Origin of the sequence: Amycolatopsis methanolica 239 (genome assembly GCF_000739085.1) — a bacterium.
Lineage (GTDB): Bacteria > Actinomycetota > Actinomycetes > Mycobacteriales > Pseudonocardiaceae > Amycolatopsis_E > Amycolatopsis_E methanolica.
Window position 1 is genome coordinate 6,340,098 of sequence record NZ_CP009110.1, and the last position, 16,469, is coordinate 6,356,566.

Consider the following 16,469-nt stretch of genomic DNA (forward strand, 5'->3'; position numbering starts at 1 on the left):
GCCGCACCGACCCGCGCCACCGCACGTCCGCCCCCGGCGGTCCGGGGCCCACGGTCTCGGCGAAACCCGGGGTCGTGCTGCGGTGCGCCGGCGGGTACCCCAGGATCTCGGTATGACCGGGCAGCCATCCGCGCGGCACGCCTCCGTCGGATGGCTGCCCGGTCACCTCGGGCGCCACCGGGACGCGGAGATGAGCGGGTTCATCGGTACCGACCGCAAACTGGTCTGCTACCCGGCCCCTCCTGGCCGCTCCGCTGCCTCGGCGCTGGCACCCAGGCCACGCGCCGTCGTCGTCGGCGGCGGCATCGCCGGGCTCACCGCGGTGACCATGAGCCGCGGCTTCCACGCCTTCTTCCGCCAGTACTACAACCTGCGTCAGCTCCTGCGCCGCACCGACCCCCACCTCGATCGGCTGACCGCGCTCACCGACTACCCGCTGCTGGATGCCGCCGGGCGCATCGACAGCTTCCGCGGGCTGCCGAGGACGCCACCGTTGAACGCGCTGGTTTTCGCCCTGCGCAGCCCCACCTTTCGCTGGCACGACCTGCTGCGGCTGAAACCGCGGCCGGCGCTGCCCCTGATCACCGTCGGCGTGCCAGGGATCTACGAACAGCTCGACGACGTCGACGCCGCGTCGTTCCTGGAGCGGATCACTTCCCGCCCTCCGCACGGCATCTCGCGTTCGAGGTGTTCTCCCGCAGCTTCTTCGCCCCGCCAGCGGAGATGTCCGCCGCGGAGCTGGCCACGATGTTCCATCTGTACTTCCTCGGCTCGTCCGAGGGGCTCGTCTTCGACGTCCCGTCCGACACCTATCCCGCCGCGCTCTGGACGCCACTCGGGCACTACCTGGCCGGGCTCGGGGTCCGGCCGCACACCGGCCGCGGCGTCGACCCCGTCGGCCCGCGCCGGTTCCGGGTGCGCACCGCCGCCGGGGCGGAATCCGAGGTGCACGGCGTGGTACTGGCCGCGGACGTCCCCGTGCCGTGGTGACCGGCGCGGTCGCTCGCTGGCGGACGACCGCGGGACGGGTGGACGAGGACCTGCTGGCCGACTTCTGCCACCACATCGGCACGACGCCGGACGAGCTGCTGGCGTTCTGTTTCCTGCGCAGGCAGGACACGGGCGAGCGGTTCCTGAACGTGCGGCGGCGGGCGGTGGTCAACTCGTGGCTCGACGAGTTGGTCGCGGCGCGCGGCTGGACCGGGAAGGAGGCCGTGGTGCGGGCCAACGTGGTGCGCGGGTTCCTGATCCACAACGGCGTCCCCATCCAGGGCGCGGTTGTGGTTCAGGGGTTGACGGCCAGGAAGATGAAGCTCGCGAACAGGGCGAGGTGGACGCCGCCCTGCAGGGGTGTGGCGCGGCCGGGCACGACGGTCAGCACACCGGTCACCACGGTGAGCGCGAGCAGCACCAGGTGGGTGCTGCCGAGGCCGAGCACCAGCGTGCCGGGCAGCCAGATCGAGGCGAGCGCGATCGCCGGGATGGTGAGGCCGATGCTCGCCATCGCCGAGCCGAGCGCCAGGTTGAGGCTGGTCTGGATGCGGTCGCGCAGGGCGGCCCGCACCGCGGCGAGGGTCTCGGGGAGCAGGACCAGCAGGGCGATCACCACGCCGACCACCGCGTGCGGGAGGCCGGCGTGGTCCACGCCGGCCTCGATCGCCGGGGACACCACCTTCGCGTCGCCGACCACGGCGACCAGCGCGACCAGCAGGAAGGCCAGGCTGAACCAGGCGGCGCCGGAGCTGGGCGGCTCGGCGTGTTCGTCGGCGCCCTGTTTGACGGGCAGGAAGTAGTCGCGGTGCCGGTAGGTCTGCATCGCGACGAACAGGCCGTACAGCACGAGGGACGCCACGCCCGCGAACGCGAGCTGGGCCGGGGAGAACTCCGGGCCGGGGCGGCTGGTGGTGAAGGTGGGCAGGACCAGGCTCAGCGTGGCCAGCGTCGCGACGGTCGCGAGCGCCGCGCCGGCGCCCTCCGCGTTGAACACGGCGACCCGGTGCCGCAGCGCGCCGACCAACAGGGACACGCCGAGGATGCCGTTGCAGGTGATCATCACGGCGGCGAACACGGTGTCGCGTGCCAGGGTGGCGCTCTTCGCCCCACCGTCAGCCATCAGAGTGACAATCAGGGCGACTTCGATCACCGTGACGGCGACGGCCAGCACGAGCGACCCGAACGGTTCCCCGATCCGGTGAGCCACCACCTCCGCGTGGTGGACCGCGGCGAGCACGGCCGCCGCCAGGCACAGCGCGACCACGATGACGAGCGGCAACGGGAGTTTGCGGCCCCAGCTCAGCACCAGCGCGACGATGGCGACCAGTGGGGCAATGACGGTCCAGTCGGTCAGCCGGGATCGGATGCGCGCGCCCACGCGCCCACCCTGCCACAGCGATCGTCAAGCGGCCGGGCTTGCGCGCGCCGCCGGTGTGTGATGCCCTTTCACCCCTGGGTGGGTTGTTCTCGCACACTGAAGCGATCTATGTCACACCAGGGTACCGATCTTGACCCCCGGCCGATAGAAAGCGCGACGGCTCGACGCGGAACGACCTGGACGAGTGACGAGAAAGGTACGCCCTGTGACGACAGGTGCCCACAGCCTGGGAACCGGAAGCGGGGCGACGACGGTCGCCGAACTGCTCGCGCGCAGTGATCGCCCGGTTCGCCGGCGTCACAGCCGCGTCCCCGCGCCCTCTCCCGCCGAGATGACGATGCCGACCATGGTCGCCGCCATTTCCGTGCTCGACTCGAAGTCCCCGCGCCGCCTGGAGCGGCCGCCGGTGGCGAGCACCGCCGGGATGCGGGTGTTCGGGACCGGCTCGTTCGGTTCGGCCGGCACGGTCGGCGCCACCCTGCGCGGCTCCGACGAAGGCGGCGCAGGCCGGACGACGGCGCCCGGCTCGATGACCGGTGAACAGACGCCCGCGGCGCTCGCGACCACGCCCCTCGCCCCGGCCCCGCCTGCCGCCCCGCTCCCGCCTGCCGCCGAGGACGTCGCGGAGGTCAAGGCGGCACAGACGATCGTCTTCGAGGCCTGCGTCGGCGACCCGGAGCCGGGACCGGCCGAGCCGTTGATCGTGCCGGTCGACGAGGACGCCGACGCGCAGCCCGCCAAGGAGCGGCGCAACCGGCCGCTGATCCTGGCCACCGCGAGCGCGGGGCTGACGCTGGCCGGCGCGATGCTGGTCGGCGGGTGGATCGCCGGGCCGGGTGGGACGGCCGAGCCGGTCAGCCTGGCCGGCGGGCACGCAGCGCCGCAGGAGCCGACCGTGGCCGGGCAGGACGAGACCGACGACGCGGTGCCGCCGACGGGCCAGTTCACCGGCATCCTGCCGATCGCCGCGACGAAGCAGGCCGCGCCGCAGACGACGACGCCGAAGGCCACCGCGCCGGCCACGAAGAAGACGACGCAGCAGGCGGTTCCGAAGCAGACCCGGCAGCAGGCGCCGCAACCGCGGTACTCGGTGCCCCAGTACTCCGTGCCGCGCTACGAAATCCCGGACTGGCGCGACTACGAGCGTCACTACGACTACGGGCACGGGCGCGACCGCGACTACGACCGGGACGGCCGCCGCCACCGCTGACCTGTTGACGCCCGCACCGGCCGCGGCGGATCATCGCCGGTGATGAGCGTCTACGACGACAGGCCGTGGCTGGCGCGGTACGCGCCGGGGCAACCGGCGGGGATCACCGTCGAGCACGAGAGCGCGCTGGCGATGTTCCGGGCGTCCGTGGCGCGTGATCCGGACGGGGACATCCTGCGGTACTTCGGTGGTCGCATCACGCTGCGCGAGCTGGACGAGCTGACCGACGCGTTCGCCGCGGGCATCACCGACGCCGGGTTCCGTCCCGGCGAGCGCGTCGCGATCTACGCGCAGAACGTGCCGCAGTTCGTGATCGCGCAGGTCGGCACGTGGAAGGCGGGCGGGATCGCGGTGTCGGTCAACCCGATGAACCGCGGACGCGAACTGGGGCAGCTGCTGGCCGATTCGGGCGCGACGGTGCTGGTGACGTTGCAGTCGCTGTGGCACGAGGTGGCGGCGGAGGTGGTGCCGGGGACGGCGGTGCGGACGGTGCTGACGACGTCCGAACTGGAGTACCGCGCGGAGCCCGGTTCGCCGGTGGAGTGCCCGGGAACCGTTGACCTGGCGGGGATGCTGGCGCGGTTCCGGGGCGTGGCGCCACCGTCGGTGACGCTCGGACCGGACGACATCGCCTTTCTGACCTACACCTCGGGCACGACGGGCCCGCCGAAGGGCGCCATGACGACGCACCGCAACGTCGTCTTCAACGCCCAGACTTACCGGGACTGGGTGGGGCTGAGCGAGGACGACGTGATCCTCGGGGTGGCGCCGCTGTTCCACATCACCGGGCTGATCGGGCACATCGCGGTGGCCCTGCTGGTCGGCGCGCCGCTCGTGTTGATGCACCGCTTCGACGCGGCGCGCACCGTGGAGACGGTGCGCGCGGAGCGGGCGACGTTCACCGTCGGGTCGATCACGGTGTTCATCGCGTTGATGAACGTGCCCGACGTGGACCGGGATGCGCTGGCTTCGCTGCGGAAGATCTACTCGGGCGGGGCGCCGATCCCGCCGAGCACGGTGAAGGCCTTCCAGGCGATGTTCGGCACGTACATCCACAACTGCTACGGCCTCACGGAGACGACATCACCGTCACACGCGGTGCCGTTCGGCGTGGAAGCGCCGGTGGACCCCGCTTCCGGCGCGTTGTCAGTCGGGGTGCCGGTGTACGACACGGTGGTGCGGGTCGTCGACGAGGACGGCCGGGAGCTGCCTGCCGGCGAGGTGGGCGAGCTGGTGACGTCCGGACCGCAGGTGGTGGCCGGATACTGGGAAAAGCCGGCGGAGGCGGAGAAGGCGCTTCCCGGGGGACGCCTGTACACGGGCGACGTCGGGTACATGGACGCCGAGGGCTGGTTCTACGTGGTGGACCGGAAGAAGGACCAGATCAACGCGGGCGGGTACAAGGTGTGGCCGCGCGAGGTCGAAGACGTCCTGTACGAACACGAAGCCGTGCGGGAAGCCGCGGTGGTCGGCGTCCCGGACGAGTACCGGGGCGAGACGGTGAAGGCGTTCGTCAGCCTGCGCCCCGGGTTTTCGGTCACGGCGGAGGAACTGATTTCGTTCTGCCGCCAACGCATGGCGGCTTACAAGTATCCGCGCCAGGTGGAATTCCTGGAGGAACTGCCGAAGACCGTGTCAGGCAAACTACTGCGCCGCGCGCTGCGCGGCGGTTGATCTTTGAACCCGCGCCTTCGCGCGGGAAAAGCGCCTCACGGCGCCGGAAGGTCACGTTACGACCACCCCTTCCCCCGATGCCTGATTCTGTTTCAGTCGCCGAACAGGCGTGTCAAGGCGGGAAAGAGTACCTTGACACGCCTGGTCGGCGACTAAAGATCGGCTGTGGATCGGGGGCGAGGGAGGTCTGGTTGGGTCAGTCGCTTGCTTTGCGTTGCCGGGTGCCGGTTTGTTGTTGCCCCGAGAATCCCTGTTATTCGTGGTCGTCGGCGTTTGCGCGCCTCGCTGCTTCCCGCATCTCGAAGAGGTCCGTCAGCCAGTCGCCGGTCTCCCGGGCGATGTCCCGCACCGCGCCGGTGATGATCGTCGCGATGTTGCCGATGTGGGTGGCTGCCGACTCGGTGAGCACCTGGACCGTGTCCTTGCCGCTTTCGATCGGATCGACCATCACACGTCCTTACGCCGCCGCGGAAACCCTGTCGGATGCCAGCGTATCGGGCTTCCCGTCCGTCTGCCGAGGCCGCGGCGGCAGCGCGAACTTCACGATCTTCTTCGCGACCGACCACAGCTGCTTGTGCAGCGGCCCGGTGTTGTAGGGCAGTCCGTACTTCTCGCACACCGCGCGCACCTCCGCGGCGATCTGCGGGTACCGCCGCGCCGGGATGTCCGGGAACAGGTGGTGCTCGATCTGATGTGAAAGGTTGCCGCTGAGGATGTGGAACAGCGGGCCGCCCGTGATGTTCGCCGAGCCGAGGATCTGGCGCAGGTACCACTGGCCCCGCGTCTCGTTCTCGGTCTCCTCCTCGGTGAAGCTCTCCACGTCGGACGGGAAGTGGCCGCAGAAGATGATCGCGAACGCCCACAGGTTGCGGGTCAGGTTCGCCGACGCGTTGCCCAGGAACGTCAGCGGCGCGAGCGGGCCGGTGAGCAGCGGGAACAACACGTAGTCCTTGCCGACCTGCTTCACCGCTTTGCGTGCCATCCGCTCGCGCATCTGCTTCAGCTCGGGGTCCGACCACTTCCGCTCACCACGCACCACCCGGTCGAACTCCAGGTCGTGCAACATCACGCCCCACTGGAAGATGAAGGCCAGCACCGTCGCGTACACCGGGTTGCCCAGGTAGTACGGGTGCCACTTCTGCGCCGGGTCGATGCGCAGGATGCCGTACCCGATGTCGCGGTCCTTGTCGAGCACGTTGGTGAACGTGTGGTGGATGTAGTTGTGCGAGTGCCGCCAGTTCTCCGCGGGCGCCATCGTGTCCCACTCGAACTTCTGCGAGCTCAGCTCGGGGATGCGCGTCCAGTCGTACTGGCCGTGCATCACGTTGTGGCCGATCTCCATGTTGTCCAGGATCTTCGCCAGCGACAGCGCGCCGACCCCGGCGAGCCAGGCGGGCGGGACGAACCCGGCGAACATCAGCGCCCGCCCGGCGACCTCCAGCCCGCGCTGGGTCTTGATCACGTTCCTGATGTAGTCGACGTCATCCTGGCCCAGGTCGGCCACGATCCGCTGCCGGATCGCGTCCATCTCACGGCCGAACTCCTCGATCTGCTCCGGCGTCAGCCGGTCCTGCAAGCCGGTCATGGGAAAGCTCCTCTACGCGTCGATCTCCACGTCCCCGGCGGGGACGGAGATGCAGAGCTGGATCTCTTCGTTCTCCTCGCCGGACACCTCGCCCGACTTCGTGTTCCGCACCCGGCCGCGGGCCTTGACTTTCGTGCAGGAGAAGCAGATGCCCATCCGGCACCCGTGCTCCGGGCGGAGCCCGGCCTCCTCGGCCTGTTCCAGCAGCGGGCGGCCCGAGTTGGGGAACTCGACACCGCTGTGCGCGAACCGCACGGTCCCTTCGGCCGCCGACTCGTCGATCACCAGCTCCGACGACGCGAACTCTTCGGTGATCAGCTGTTCACTCAATTGTTCGCTGTCGTACCCGGCCCGCACGGAGTCCATCAGCTGCGCGGGCCCGCACAGGTAGGTCAGCGCGCCGGCGTACCAGGGCGCGGCTTCGGCCAGGTGTTCCCGCGAGAAGAACCCGCTCAGCTCGCCACCCGCCGCGTGCGTGCACGCGAGCACGACCCGCACGTTCGGGGCCTGCCGCGCCAGCTCGTGGGCGTAGAGCACGTCGTCCGGGGTGTTCGCGTAGTGCAGGAACACCACCTCGCCGCGGTGCCCCTCGTCGGCGAGGGTGCGCAGCATCGACATCAGCGGGGTGATTCCGCTGCCGCCGCTGATCAGCAGCAGCTTCTCCGGTCGCGGTTCGGGCAGGGTGAACGCGCCGTCCGCCTGCGACAGGCCGAGCACCCAACCCGGCCGGGCGCGGTTGAGGTGCTGCGACACCAGCCCCTGCGCCTTGATCGTCAGCTCCAGCCGCCCGTCCCGGTGCTGCGAACCGGCCGGCGAGTAGCACCGGGTGCGGCGCACGCCGTCGATGTCCACCGAGACCCGCACGTACTGGCCCGCCCGGAAGCCGCGCCACGCCGAGCTGGGCTTGAGCGTCAGGGTGACCGTGCCGGGGGTCTGATGCTCGACCGCGGTGACCTCGCCGCGGATCTCGCGACGGACCAGCATCGGGTCGACGAGCTCCAGGTAGCGGTCGATGCCGTGCGGGGTGAGCAGCGCCTCGGCGATCGCGGCGAGCCGCATGATTCCTCCCCGGGTTCATTTTCGGAGAACACTTGTACACTCAATGGTGGCGCATCCGGCGGGGGCGCTGTCAACCGAAGGAGGTGCGGGCGTGACGCAGGTCGCACCCGGAAGCGGACGTAAGATCGACGACGTGTCGGCCGAGTCCATGAAGCCCGTGAGCCGGCAGGAACGCAAACAGCGCACCCGCCAGGCGCTGCTGGACGCCGCGCTCGCCCAGCTCGCCGACCGCCCGTTCGCGGTGCTCAGCCTGCGCGAGGTGACCAAGCAGGCGGACATCGTGCCCACCGCCTTCTACCGGCACTTCACGTCCATGGACGAGCTCGGCCTGGTGCTGCTCGGCGAATCGATGGCGGTCCTGCGCCGCATGCTCGACGCCGCGCGGGACACCGGCACCGACTTCGACCAGGTCGCCCGCACCGTCGTGCGGACCCTGCACGAGTACACCCGCGCACACGAGGCCCACTTCCGCTTCCTCGCCAGGGAACGGCACGGCGGATCCGGAGCGGTGCCGCAGGCCGCGCGCACGGAACTGCGCATGTTCGCCGGCGACCTGGCCGTCGACCTCGCCCGGTTCGACTGCCTGCGCCGCTGGCGCACCGACGACCTGCGAATGCTCGCCGACATGATCGTCACCATGCTGCTGTCCACCGCGGTGGAACTCATCGAAACCGTGCCGCACAGCGCGGAATCCGACGAACGCATTCTCGCCACCGCGGAGAACCGGCTGAAGCTGATCGCCCGCGGCGCCGAGCACTGGCAGTGACCCTCATTCGAGGGACACCGGCGGTTTGCACGCGCCGACCGGGCTTGTCACCGTCGGATTCATGCGAAAGATCGCCGTACTGACCGCCGCCGCGTTCCTGCTGCCCACGGCGCCCGCCGCCGCCGAGCCGGCATTTCTCACGTCGTACTACGGAAACGGCTGGGGCCTGCAGATCGACGGCGCCGTGACCAAGGACGGCGACCAGGCCTATTCGATCGAGCTGAGCGTTTCCGGCACCTGCCCGGCAGCGCAGATGCTGAGCACGCCGAAAATGGGCGTGCGGTACCGGTCGCCGCGCGAGGACTGGCACACGGTGATGTTCCCGTGCGGCACGAATCCCGAGCCGGTCAAGGGATCCGGCTATCTCTTCCCCGGCGACAGCGTGTCGATCCAGGCGATCGGCGAGGCCGGTTTCCCGCCGTCTCCCGGCTACGGCTTCGAGGTCCAGGTGCAGCCGGCCGAACCTGAGACGGCTCCCACCCCGAGCTTGTGATCATCGAACACCTGTTCTAGCGTCGTGCACGGAGGGTAGGGAGTGCACGATGAACCGGCAGGACGAGGAAGACCGCCTGGAGCGGAAACGGATCGCCGAGCTGGCGGACCAGTGGCGCTCGCTCGCGGGCGCGCTGCCGTTCTGGACTCAGGAGCGCGACGGCGACGAAATCGTGCTGCGCAACCAGTTCGGCGACGAGCTGCTGGTGACCCTGCACGGGCGGTGGGCCCAGCACTTCGCCCAGTACCTCGGCGCGCTGCAGAAGACGGCCGGCTGCGCACTGGCCGAGCTGCTCTGGACCATCGGCGGCCACGGCGACTCGGTGCAGATCCGCCGTCAGGCACGAGAACTCCTGCGCGCGATGCTGCTCGAAGAACCCCGGCCGCCCGGCCGGCAGCGGTGACGGTGTGTGACCGTCCACTCGCGACAGATCAGCTCGCGGGCAGGAAGCGCAACGTCCGCTCGGCGACCTCCTCGACCGGCGCCGCGTCCGGCCACAGTTCCACCTCACCGCGGTGGAGCAGGGCGCGGGCCCGGGCGTACGCCCGTCGCGGGTCGTGCACCACGCTGCGGTCGGCGATGATCGCCAGAACCGGCATCGCGAGAGCACGCAACTGCTCGTCGGTGAACGGGACCGGCCGGGGCAGCGCGGTCCGGAAGTGCTGGAACCCGGCACTGAGCAGCCGTCCTTCGACGGTGTCCGCCGGGTCCGCGCCGGTGGCCCAGCGGAGGAACCGCGGACGGGCCCAGCTCGAGACGTAACGCAGGCGGACCGGGAGGGCCCGCACCACCAGCCCGGGCGGCACCGGCGCGAACGTGGCGACCGAGTCGGCCAGCGTCAGCGAAGCGACCCGCTCCGGCCGCCGGACCGCCAGGTTCGCGGCCAGCCAGCCGCCGGACGAGACGCCGAGCAGGTGCGCCCGTCCGAGGCCGAGCCGCGCCAGGGTTTCGTCGAGCCAGCGCGCCTGGTCCGCACCGTCGCGGATGGGTGCGGTCTGTTCGCTGCGGCCCGGTTCGCCGAGCGGGTCGACGGTGTGGACGCGGTAGCGCCGGGCCAGCGCCGGGATGCCCGACCGGAGCGCGACGCTGGTGCCGCAGCGACCGGGCAGCAGGACGAGCGGCTCGCCGCCGGCGCCGAAGCAGTAGACGCGGACGGCGCCGAAGGCCGTCGGCGGGTCACGCACCGCGGCCGGCTCGGGCATCGCGCGCAGCGCTTCGTCGTAAACGGCGTCGTAGCGTGCCCGCTTACCCGCCGACCGAAACCCGCCGAGCCCGCTCATTCGCACCTCGCCATCGTGAAATTCGGCACCGTCGCGGCAGCCGTTGGTGATCCCGCGCTGACACCCCGTTGCCACTCCGAGGAAAACGGTCATGTCGATCGTCGCCTCCCCCGGCCATGACGTCGAATCCGGGAGTTACCGTGGAAGGCATGTTCGGTATGGCCGCGGTCTGGGCGGAACGCACGTCCCGTCGGACGCTGAATCATCTGCACAGCCAGCTGGGCGCCGCGGGGCTCGTCGCCGCCGTGGCCACCGCGCCCGGCCTGGCCGCGGTGGTCGACCAGCACGCGGCCGCGGTGCGCGACATCCTCGCCGCTGGCGTGGAGGGTTCGGCCGCCGTCGCGGGGGTCGTGCTGCTCGCCGGCTACGCGCGCGGCCTGCTCGACCACGCCCGGGAGGCCGGCTGGCGGCTGACCGTGCCGCAGGGCCCGGAATCGGGGCCGATGGACTGGCTCACCGTCCGCCTGCTCGCGGTGTGCACGCTGGCGAATTCGATGGACGATCCTCAGTACCGCCAGGGCTTCGAACTCGAACTGCGCTAGACGCAAGAGAACGGCCGGTCCGTCGCCGGACCGGCCGCCTCCCCCTGTGCTCCCCGTTTCGAGGGTGTCCTCCGTCTTTACCGGAAGCTCTCCGGCTGCCGCATGGTCGCGCCGCGGTCCAACCCCCTGGAACCGGTCGGCTGGCGCATCTCCCGCGTGGCCTCCTCCGCGCTCGGCGTGGTGGCGCGGGACACGTCCTCACGGCCCCGCTGGTAGGCCTCGGCGTGAGCCTTGGCCGCCGGGATCTGCTCCTCGGCGCGCCCCAGCCAGCGCTCCCAGCGCTGCTGCATCGGCTTCACCAGGCCACCGCCCATGCCGACGATGACGACACCGCCGATCGTCGCGAGCACGGTGACCAGCACCGGCGTGGTGACGGTGGTGGCGACGCCGATCTGGTTCAGGGCCGCGATGATGCCCAGCGCCCAGATGAACACCGCCGCGATCGTGCCCAGCGTCTTGCCGTAGGACAGGCCGCTGAGGGCACCGCCGACCAGGTCCTTCACCGCGCGGGCGATCGCGCCTGCGACGACCACGATGATGATCGCGACCGCGGCCTTCGGCAGCCACGCGACGATCCCCGCGAGCAGCCCGCTCACCGGGTTCGGCCCCCACACGCCGAAGGCGAACTGCAGGGCGATCAGCAGTACCGCGTAATACACCAACTTGGCGATGATGTCCGAAGCGTCGTACTTGCTCTTGGCGAGCATCTGTTTGATCCCGCCGCGCTCGACCACCCGGTCGAACCCGACCTTCTCGAGCACCTTGTCGACGATCTTGCTCAGTGCCTTGGCGATGAACCAGCCAATCGCGAGGATCACCAGGAACGCGACGAACTTCGGCACGAAAGTCGCCACCGCGCTCCAGGCGTTGGACACACCCTGGCCGAAGTCGACGGCCGCCAGGTTGGACGTTGCCACTGGCCTCTCTCCCTTCCGTTGCAGGAGCAACCTGCGCCCCGTTTCTGAAGCGCTTTCACTGAAGAGGCTACCCAGCCCTGGGGGGGCTACACTTCAATGACCTGCGATTATCCCCCACGCGTGTGACGCGGGCCCCATCGCGGCAGGGGTACTGTAACGGCTCCCATCGGTGGTTTCGCGGCGATATCGCGGCCGCGCCGACCGGCGGAAAATGGTCAGCCTGCCGCCGCTCGGTAGGGACGCCGCGACGGCACCGCGATCCGGCTGATGTCGGAGGCCACCACGATCTCCCCGCCGAACGACCCGGCCGCCTCGGCGCGGAACGCCTCCGGGGCCGGGTACCGCTGCGAGAAGTGCGACAGCACCAGCTTCCGCACCCCGCACTCCGCCGCCACCCGTCCGGCCTGCGCGGCCGTCAGGTGCCCGTACTCGGTGGCCAGCGCGGCGTCCGCGGACAGGAACGTGGACTCGATCACCAGCAGGTCCGCGTGCTCGGCCAGCTCGAAGACGCCGTCGCAGAGCCGGGTGTCCATCACGAACGCGAACCGCTGGCCCCGGCGCGGCTCGCTCGCCGCCGACAGCTCGACCCGCCGCCCGCCGACCTCGACGAACCCGTCCCGCTGCAGCTGCCCGACCGCCTGGCCGCGCACGCCGAGCGCCGCCAGCTGGTCCGGCAGCATCCGCCGGGTGTCCGGCTCGACGAGCTGGTACCCGAACGACTCGACGGGGTGGGACAGCCGCCGCGCGACCAGACGGCCGAACGCGCCGCGCGCGATCTCACCCGGCTCGGTCACCGGCGACTCCACCAGTTCCGCCGTCTCGTGGAAGACGCTCGCGTGCCGCAGCCGCGCGAAGTACTCCGCGCCGGAGGCCGGGTAGTGCGCGACCACCGGGTGCCGCACCCCGTCCAGCGACAACCGCTGCACCACGCCCGGCACGCCGAGGCAGTGGTCGCCGTGGAAGTGGCTCAGGCAGATCCGCGTGATCGAACTGGCCGCCACCCCGGCGAACAGCATCTGCCGCTGCGTGCCCTCGCCCGGGTCGAACAACAGTCCCTCGCCGTCCCAGCGCAGCAGGTAGCCGTTGTGGTTGCGGGTGCGTGTCGGCACCTGGCTCCCGGTCCCCAGCACCACCAGTTCACGCACGGACACCCCCCGACCCTAGGCCGCGCAGCCGCAACGCCGTCCACAGCTCCGCCCGCACGTCTGGGTCGTCGAGATCGCGCCCGGTCAGCTCGGCGACCTTGGCGATGCGGTTGCGCAGGGTGTGCCGGTGGACGCCGAGCCGCGCCGCCGCCGGGTCCCACTGCCCGTGCCGCCGCAGCCACTCCGCGAGCGACGCCACCAGATCGCCGCGCCCGGTCTCGTCGTGGCGCAGCAACGGTTCCAGCACCGCGGCGGCAAACGCTTGCGCCTCCTCCGCGGGCAGCAGCGAGACCAGGTCACCGCGGAACCGCACCAGCTCGGTCTTCGAGGCGACCCACATCGCCCGTCGGTGCGCCTGCGCCAGCTCGGCGTAGCCGGCCGCCGGCGCCACCCCGCCGGCCAGTTCCGGGGACCAGCCGGACGGCCCGATCGCCACGACGAGCCCGTCCAGTTCGGCGGCAAACGCCGGGCTACCGTCGAGGGCGTCGAGCACCCGGTCGGGCCGGCCGGTCAGCGCGAACACCTCGACCGGCTCCGGCGGCAGGCCGGCGATCCCGGCGACCAGCTCGTGCTGCCCGGCCAGCAACAAACGCATACATGCGGTATGAACCTTGCGGCGCTCCGACTCCAGCCCGTGCGCCCGCGTCACCGTGAGGGTGAGCAGTGACGCGGCGGCGCTCAGCACGTGCCCGCTGGTCCGGTCGAACGGCTCCGGCCGCCCGGCGACGAGGAACCCCTGGTCGCGCAGCACCTGGACGACCACGTGCTGCCCGTCCACCTCGAAACTGGCACTCGCCGGCCCGCCGCGCAGCCGCGCCAGCTCACCCGCCACGGACGGCAGCCGTTCCGCGGCCGCGGCCGGAGCGGCCCGCACCAGCTCGCCACCGCGACCGACCAGCAGCACGAACCCGTCGAGCAGCCGCGCCAGCCGTCGCACCGCGGCGTCCGGCCCCCGCAACGCGGCCCGCGTCAGCTCCTGCTGCGCCGCGTTGGTTGCGGTGACCTCGGCGTACGAGTCGGCCGCGAGCGCCGCCGACACTGCTTTGCTGATCGCGATGAAGGGCGTCCGCCGCGGCACTTCGAGCAGTGGCAGCCCGGCGTCGGCGGCGGCGCGCACCAGCGCGGTGGGCGCCTCGGCGTGGCTGAGCCCGATGCCGAACCCGAGTCCGGCCAGCCCGCGCGCCGTCAGCCTGGTCACGTACCCGGGTTCGCCGGACAGCCGCAGTCCCGTGGTGAGCAGCAGCTCGCCGCCTTCGAGGAACGGCGTCGGATCGTCCAGCTCGCTGACGTGCACCCACCCCACCGGGCGGTCCAAACCGGACTCCCCGGCCAGCACGCGCAGACCGAGCGTCGGGTCGGCGAGCAGTCGCCGCAGAGTCACCGGCACGAGCACCACTCTGCCACTTCGTCCAGTTCTCGGACCAGCGACTGGCCAGTCCGGCCATTTCCGTCCGCGCCGGGCGGGCCGATGCTGGACCGATGACCTTCCCCTACTGGGTCGCCGGGCGCCCGGCGACGAGCGACGATCTCGTCGAAGTCCGCAATCCCCGCGACGGCGCGCTCGCCGGAACCACCAGCAACGCGACCGCTGCGGACGTCGAAGCCGCCGTCGCGGCCACGCACGACGTCCGGCACGAGGTCGCGCAGCTGCCCGCGTACGTGCGCGCGGACGCCCTGGACCACGTCTCCCGGCGCCTGTCCGAGCGCGCCGACGACATCGCGGACCTGATCCACGCCGAGTCGGGCAAGCCGCTGAAGTGGGCGCGGGCCGAGGTCGGGCGCGGGGTGTCGACCTTCCGCTGGGCCGCCGAGGAGGCCCGCCGGTTCTCCGGCGAGCTGCAGCGGCTCGACACCGACGCCGCCTCCGCCGGGCGGCTGGCGCTGGTCCGGCGCGCGCCGCGCGGGCCGGTCCTGGGGATCACGCCGTTCAACTTCCCGCTCAACCTCGTCGCCCACAAGGTGGCCCCGGCGATCGCCGCGGGCTGCCCGATCGTGCTCAAGCCCGCGCCCGCGACCCCGCTGACCGCGCTGGTGCTCGGCGAACTGCTCGCCGAGACCGGCCTGCCCGCCGGCTCGTGGTCGGTCCTGCCGATGCCGAACGAGGCGGCGAGCGAACTGGTCGCGGATCCTCGCCTGCCGGTCGTGTCGTTCACCGGGTCCGGGCCGGTCGGCTGGGCCATCCAGGACCGGGTGCCGCGCAAGCACGTGACCCTGGAGCTGGGCGGCAACGCGGCGGCGATCGTCTGCCCGGACTGGACGGACCTGGAGTTCGCGGCGCAGCGCATCGCGACCTTCGGCACCTACCAGGGCGGCCAGTCGTGCATCTCGGTGCAGCGGGTCTACGCGCACCGGGACGTGTACGCCGAGCTGGCCGACCGGGTCGTCGCCCACGTGCGCAAGCTGGACGTGGACGGCGAGGTGGGCCCGCTGATCAACGAGGCGGCCGCGGCTCGGGTGCAGTCATGGGTCGACGACGCGGTCGCGGCGGGCGCCGAACTGCTCGCCGGCGGGACGCGGCAGGGCGCGACCGTCGCGCCGACCGTGCTCGCCGGTGCACCGGAGGACTGCGCGGTCAACGCCGAGGAGATCTTCGGCCCGGTGCTGTCGCTCGCCCCGGTCGACTCGGTCGAGGAGGCCTTCGAGCGCGTCAACGCGTCGCGGTTCGGTCTGCAGGCCGGGGTCTTCACGCACGACCTGCGGGTCGCGTTCGAGGCGTCGGCGCGGCTGGAGGTCGGCGGCGTGGTGGTCGGCGACGTGCCGAGCTACCGGGCCGACCAGATGCCCTACGGCGGGGTCAAGGAGTCCGGCACCGGCCGGGAGGGGGTCCGCGCGACGATGGAAGACCTCACCGAGCAGCGGGTTCTCGTGCTGACCGGGGTGCGCTGAAGATTCCCGAAAGAAAATTGTCCGCCGTTGTCGATCCGCCCGGGGCTCGATCGATGTCATCGTGACGGTCCCATTGGGGACCACCTCGACAGCAGGGAGACGACGATGAAGTTCATGGTCCTGGTGAAGGGCGACGAGAACACCGAGGCCGGCGCCATGCCCACCGAGCAGGAGCTGGCCGAGATGGGCAAGTTCAACGAGGAGCTGGTCAAGGCCGGTGTGATGCTCGCCGGCGAGGGCCTGCACCCCACCTCGAAGGGTGCGCGCGTGCGGTACTCCAACGAGGGCACGGCCGTGATCGACGGCCCGTTCGCCGAGTCGAAGGAGCTGATCGCGGGCTTCTGGATCCTCGACGTGAAGTCGAAGGAGGAGGCCGTCGAGTGGCTGAAGCGGGCGCCGTTCCGGGACACCGAGATCGAGATCCGGCAGGTGTTCGAGGCCGAGGACTTCGGTGACGCGCTCACGCCGGAGCTGCGCGAGGCCGAGGAGCGGATGCGCAAGCAGGTGGCCGAGCAGCACGGTCAGTAAGACCTTGCCCTCG

General features: G+C 71.3%; 16 protein-coding genes and 1 pseudogene. 9 read left to right on the forward strand and 8 right to left on the reverse strand.

Features of this window, described 5'->3' with window-relative positions:
* Positions 1–190 precede the first annotated feature (190 nt).
* Positions 191–975: pseudogene (locus tag AMETH_RS37530) on the forward strand (isorenieratene synthase); the annotation flags it as partial.
* Between the two features lie 310 nt (positions 976–1,285).
* Here AMETH_RS37530 and AMETH_RS30780 read toward each other — a convergent pair.
* A complete protein-coding gene (locus AMETH_RS30780; RefSeq protein WP_017985070.1) occupies positions 1,286–2,371 on the reverse strand; it encodes a calcium:cation antiporter in 1,086 nt (361 codons plus the stop codon).
* Between the two features lie 331 nt (positions 2,372–2,702).
* Between AMETH_RS30780 and AMETH_RS30785 the strand changes: the two genes are divergently transcribed.
* Both AMETH_RS30785 and AMETH_RS30790 read left to right on the forward strand, forming a co-directional pair.
* On the forward strand, positions 2,703–3,581 hold the full coding sequence (locus AMETH_RS30785) for a hypothetical protein (protein ID WP_026153527.1): 879 nt from the start codon (positions 2,703–2,705) through the stop codon (positions 3,579–3,581).
* A 42-nt stretch (positions 3,582–3,623) separates the two neighbouring features.
* Positions 3,624–5,255, forward strand: a complete 1,632-nt coding sequence (locus AMETH_RS30790) for a class I adenylate-forming enzyme family protein (RefSeq protein ID WP_017985071.1) — start codon at positions 3,624–3,626, stop codon at positions 5,253–5,255.
* Positions 5,256–5,508: 253 nt separating this feature from the next.
* Here AMETH_RS30790 and AMETH_RS30795 read toward each other — a convergent pair whose 3' ends face one another.
* Genes AMETH_RS30795 through AMETH_RS30805 form a run of 3 tightly spaced genes read right to left on the reverse strand, consistent with a single transcriptional unit; the run spans position 5,509 to position 7,899 of the window.
* Positions 5,509–5,703 carry a hypothetical protein gene (locus AMETH_RS30795; RefSeq protein ID WP_017985072.1) on the reverse strand — a complete coding sequence of 65 codons (195 nt, stop codon included), beginning with the start codon at positions 5,701–5,703 and terminating at the stop codon, positions 5,509–5,511.
* A gap of 9 nt (positions 5,704–5,712) precedes the next feature.
* Positions 5,713–6,840 (reverse strand): fatty acid desaturase family protein, encoded by a 1,128-nt coding sequence (locus AMETH_RS30800; RefSeq protein ID WP_017985073.1) that lies wholly within the window; start codon positions 6,838–6,840, stop codon positions 5,713–5,715.
* A 12-nt stretch (positions 6,841–6,852) separates the two neighbouring features.
* Positions 6,853–7,899, reverse strand: a complete 1,047-nt coding sequence (locus tag AMETH_RS30805) for a ferredoxin reductase (protein ID WP_017985074.1) — start codon at positions 7,897–7,899, stop codon at positions 6,853–6,855.
* A gap of 148 nt (positions 7,900–8,047) precedes the next feature.
* Here AMETH_RS30805 and AMETH_RS30810 point away from each other — a divergent pair, with 148 nt between their 5' ends.
* The 3 genes from AMETH_RS30810 to AMETH_RS30820 are packed head-to-tail and all read left to right on the forward strand — an operon-like array spanning position 8,048 to position 9,561.
* On the forward strand, positions 8,048–8,665 hold the full coding sequence (locus tag AMETH_RS30810) for a TetR family transcriptional regulator (RefSeq protein WP_051079564.1): 618 nt from the start codon (positions 8,048–8,050) through the stop codon (positions 8,663–8,665).
* Positions 8,666–8,690: 25 nt separating this feature from the next.
* Entirely contained in the window at positions 8,691–9,158 is a 468-nt protein-coding gene (locus tag AMETH_RS30815) for a hypothetical protein (protein ID WP_017985076.1), read from the forward strand.
* A gap of 49 nt (positions 9,159–9,207) precedes the next feature.
* On the forward strand, positions 9,208–9,561 hold the full coding sequence (locus AMETH_RS30820; RefSeq protein ID WP_017985077.1) for a hypothetical protein: 354 nt from the start codon (positions 9,208–9,210) through the stop codon (positions 9,559–9,561).
* A gap of 28 nt (positions 9,562–9,589) precedes the next feature.
* Here the strand turns inward: AMETH_RS30820 and AMETH_RS30825 are convergent, their stop codons facing one another.
* Entirely contained in the window at positions 9,590–10,438 is an 849-nt protein-coding gene (locus AMETH_RS30825) for an alpha/beta fold hydrolase (protein WP_017985078.1), read from the reverse strand.
* A 158-nt stretch (positions 10,439–10,596) separates the two neighbouring features.
* Here AMETH_RS30825 and AMETH_RS30830 point away from each other — a divergent pair, with 158 nt between their 5' ends.
* A complete protein-coding gene (locus tag AMETH_RS30830; protein ID WP_017985079.1) occupies positions 10,597–10,980 on the forward strand; it encodes a DUF6401 family natural product biosynthesis protein in 384 nt (127 codons plus the stop codon).
* Between the two features lie 77 nt (positions 10,981–11,057).
* On the opposite strand, the gene AMETH_RS30835 is transcribed toward AMETH_RS30830, so the two are convergent.
* The 3 genes from AMETH_RS30835 to AMETH_RS30845 form a co-directional block, all read right to left on the reverse strand.
* The gene (locus tag AMETH_RS30835) at positions 11,058–11,897 is read right to left on the reverse strand and encodes a mechanosensitive ion channel family protein (RefSeq protein WP_017985080.1); all 840 of its coding nucleotides are present in this window, start codon (positions 11,895–11,897) and stop codon (positions 11,058–11,060) included.
* 215 nt (positions 11,898–12,112) lie between these two features.
* A complete protein-coding gene (locus tag AMETH_RS30840; RefSeq protein WP_017985081.1) occupies positions 12,113–13,048 on the reverse strand; it encodes a ribonuclease Z in 936 nt (311 codons plus the stop codon).
* The gene (locus AMETH_RS30845) at positions 13,035–14,438 is read right to left on the reverse strand and encodes a PucR family transcriptional regulator (protein ID WP_017985082.1); all 1,404 of its coding nucleotides are present in this window, start codon (positions 14,436–14,438) and stop codon (positions 13,035–13,037) included. The genes AMETH_RS30840 and AMETH_RS30845 overlap by 14 nt, the downstream gene beginning before the upstream one ends.
* Before the next feature lie 83 nt (positions 14,439–14,521).
* On the opposite strand from AMETH_RS30845, the gene AMETH_RS30850 reads away from it, so the two are divergent.
* Both AMETH_RS30850 and AMETH_RS30855 read left to right on the forward strand, forming a co-directional pair.
* Positions 14,522–15,928, forward strand: a complete 1,407-nt coding sequence (locus AMETH_RS30850) for an aldehyde dehydrogenase family protein (protein ID WP_017985083.1) — start codon at positions 14,522–14,524, stop codon at positions 15,926–15,928.
* A gap of 105 nt (positions 15,929–16,033) precedes the next feature.
* The gene (locus AMETH_RS30855) at positions 16,034–16,456 is read left to right on the forward strand and encodes a YciI family protein (RefSeq protein WP_017985084.1); all 423 of its coding nucleotides are present in this window, start codon (positions 16,034–16,036) and stop codon (positions 16,454–16,456) included.
* Positions 16,457–16,469 lie beyond the last annotated feature (13 nt).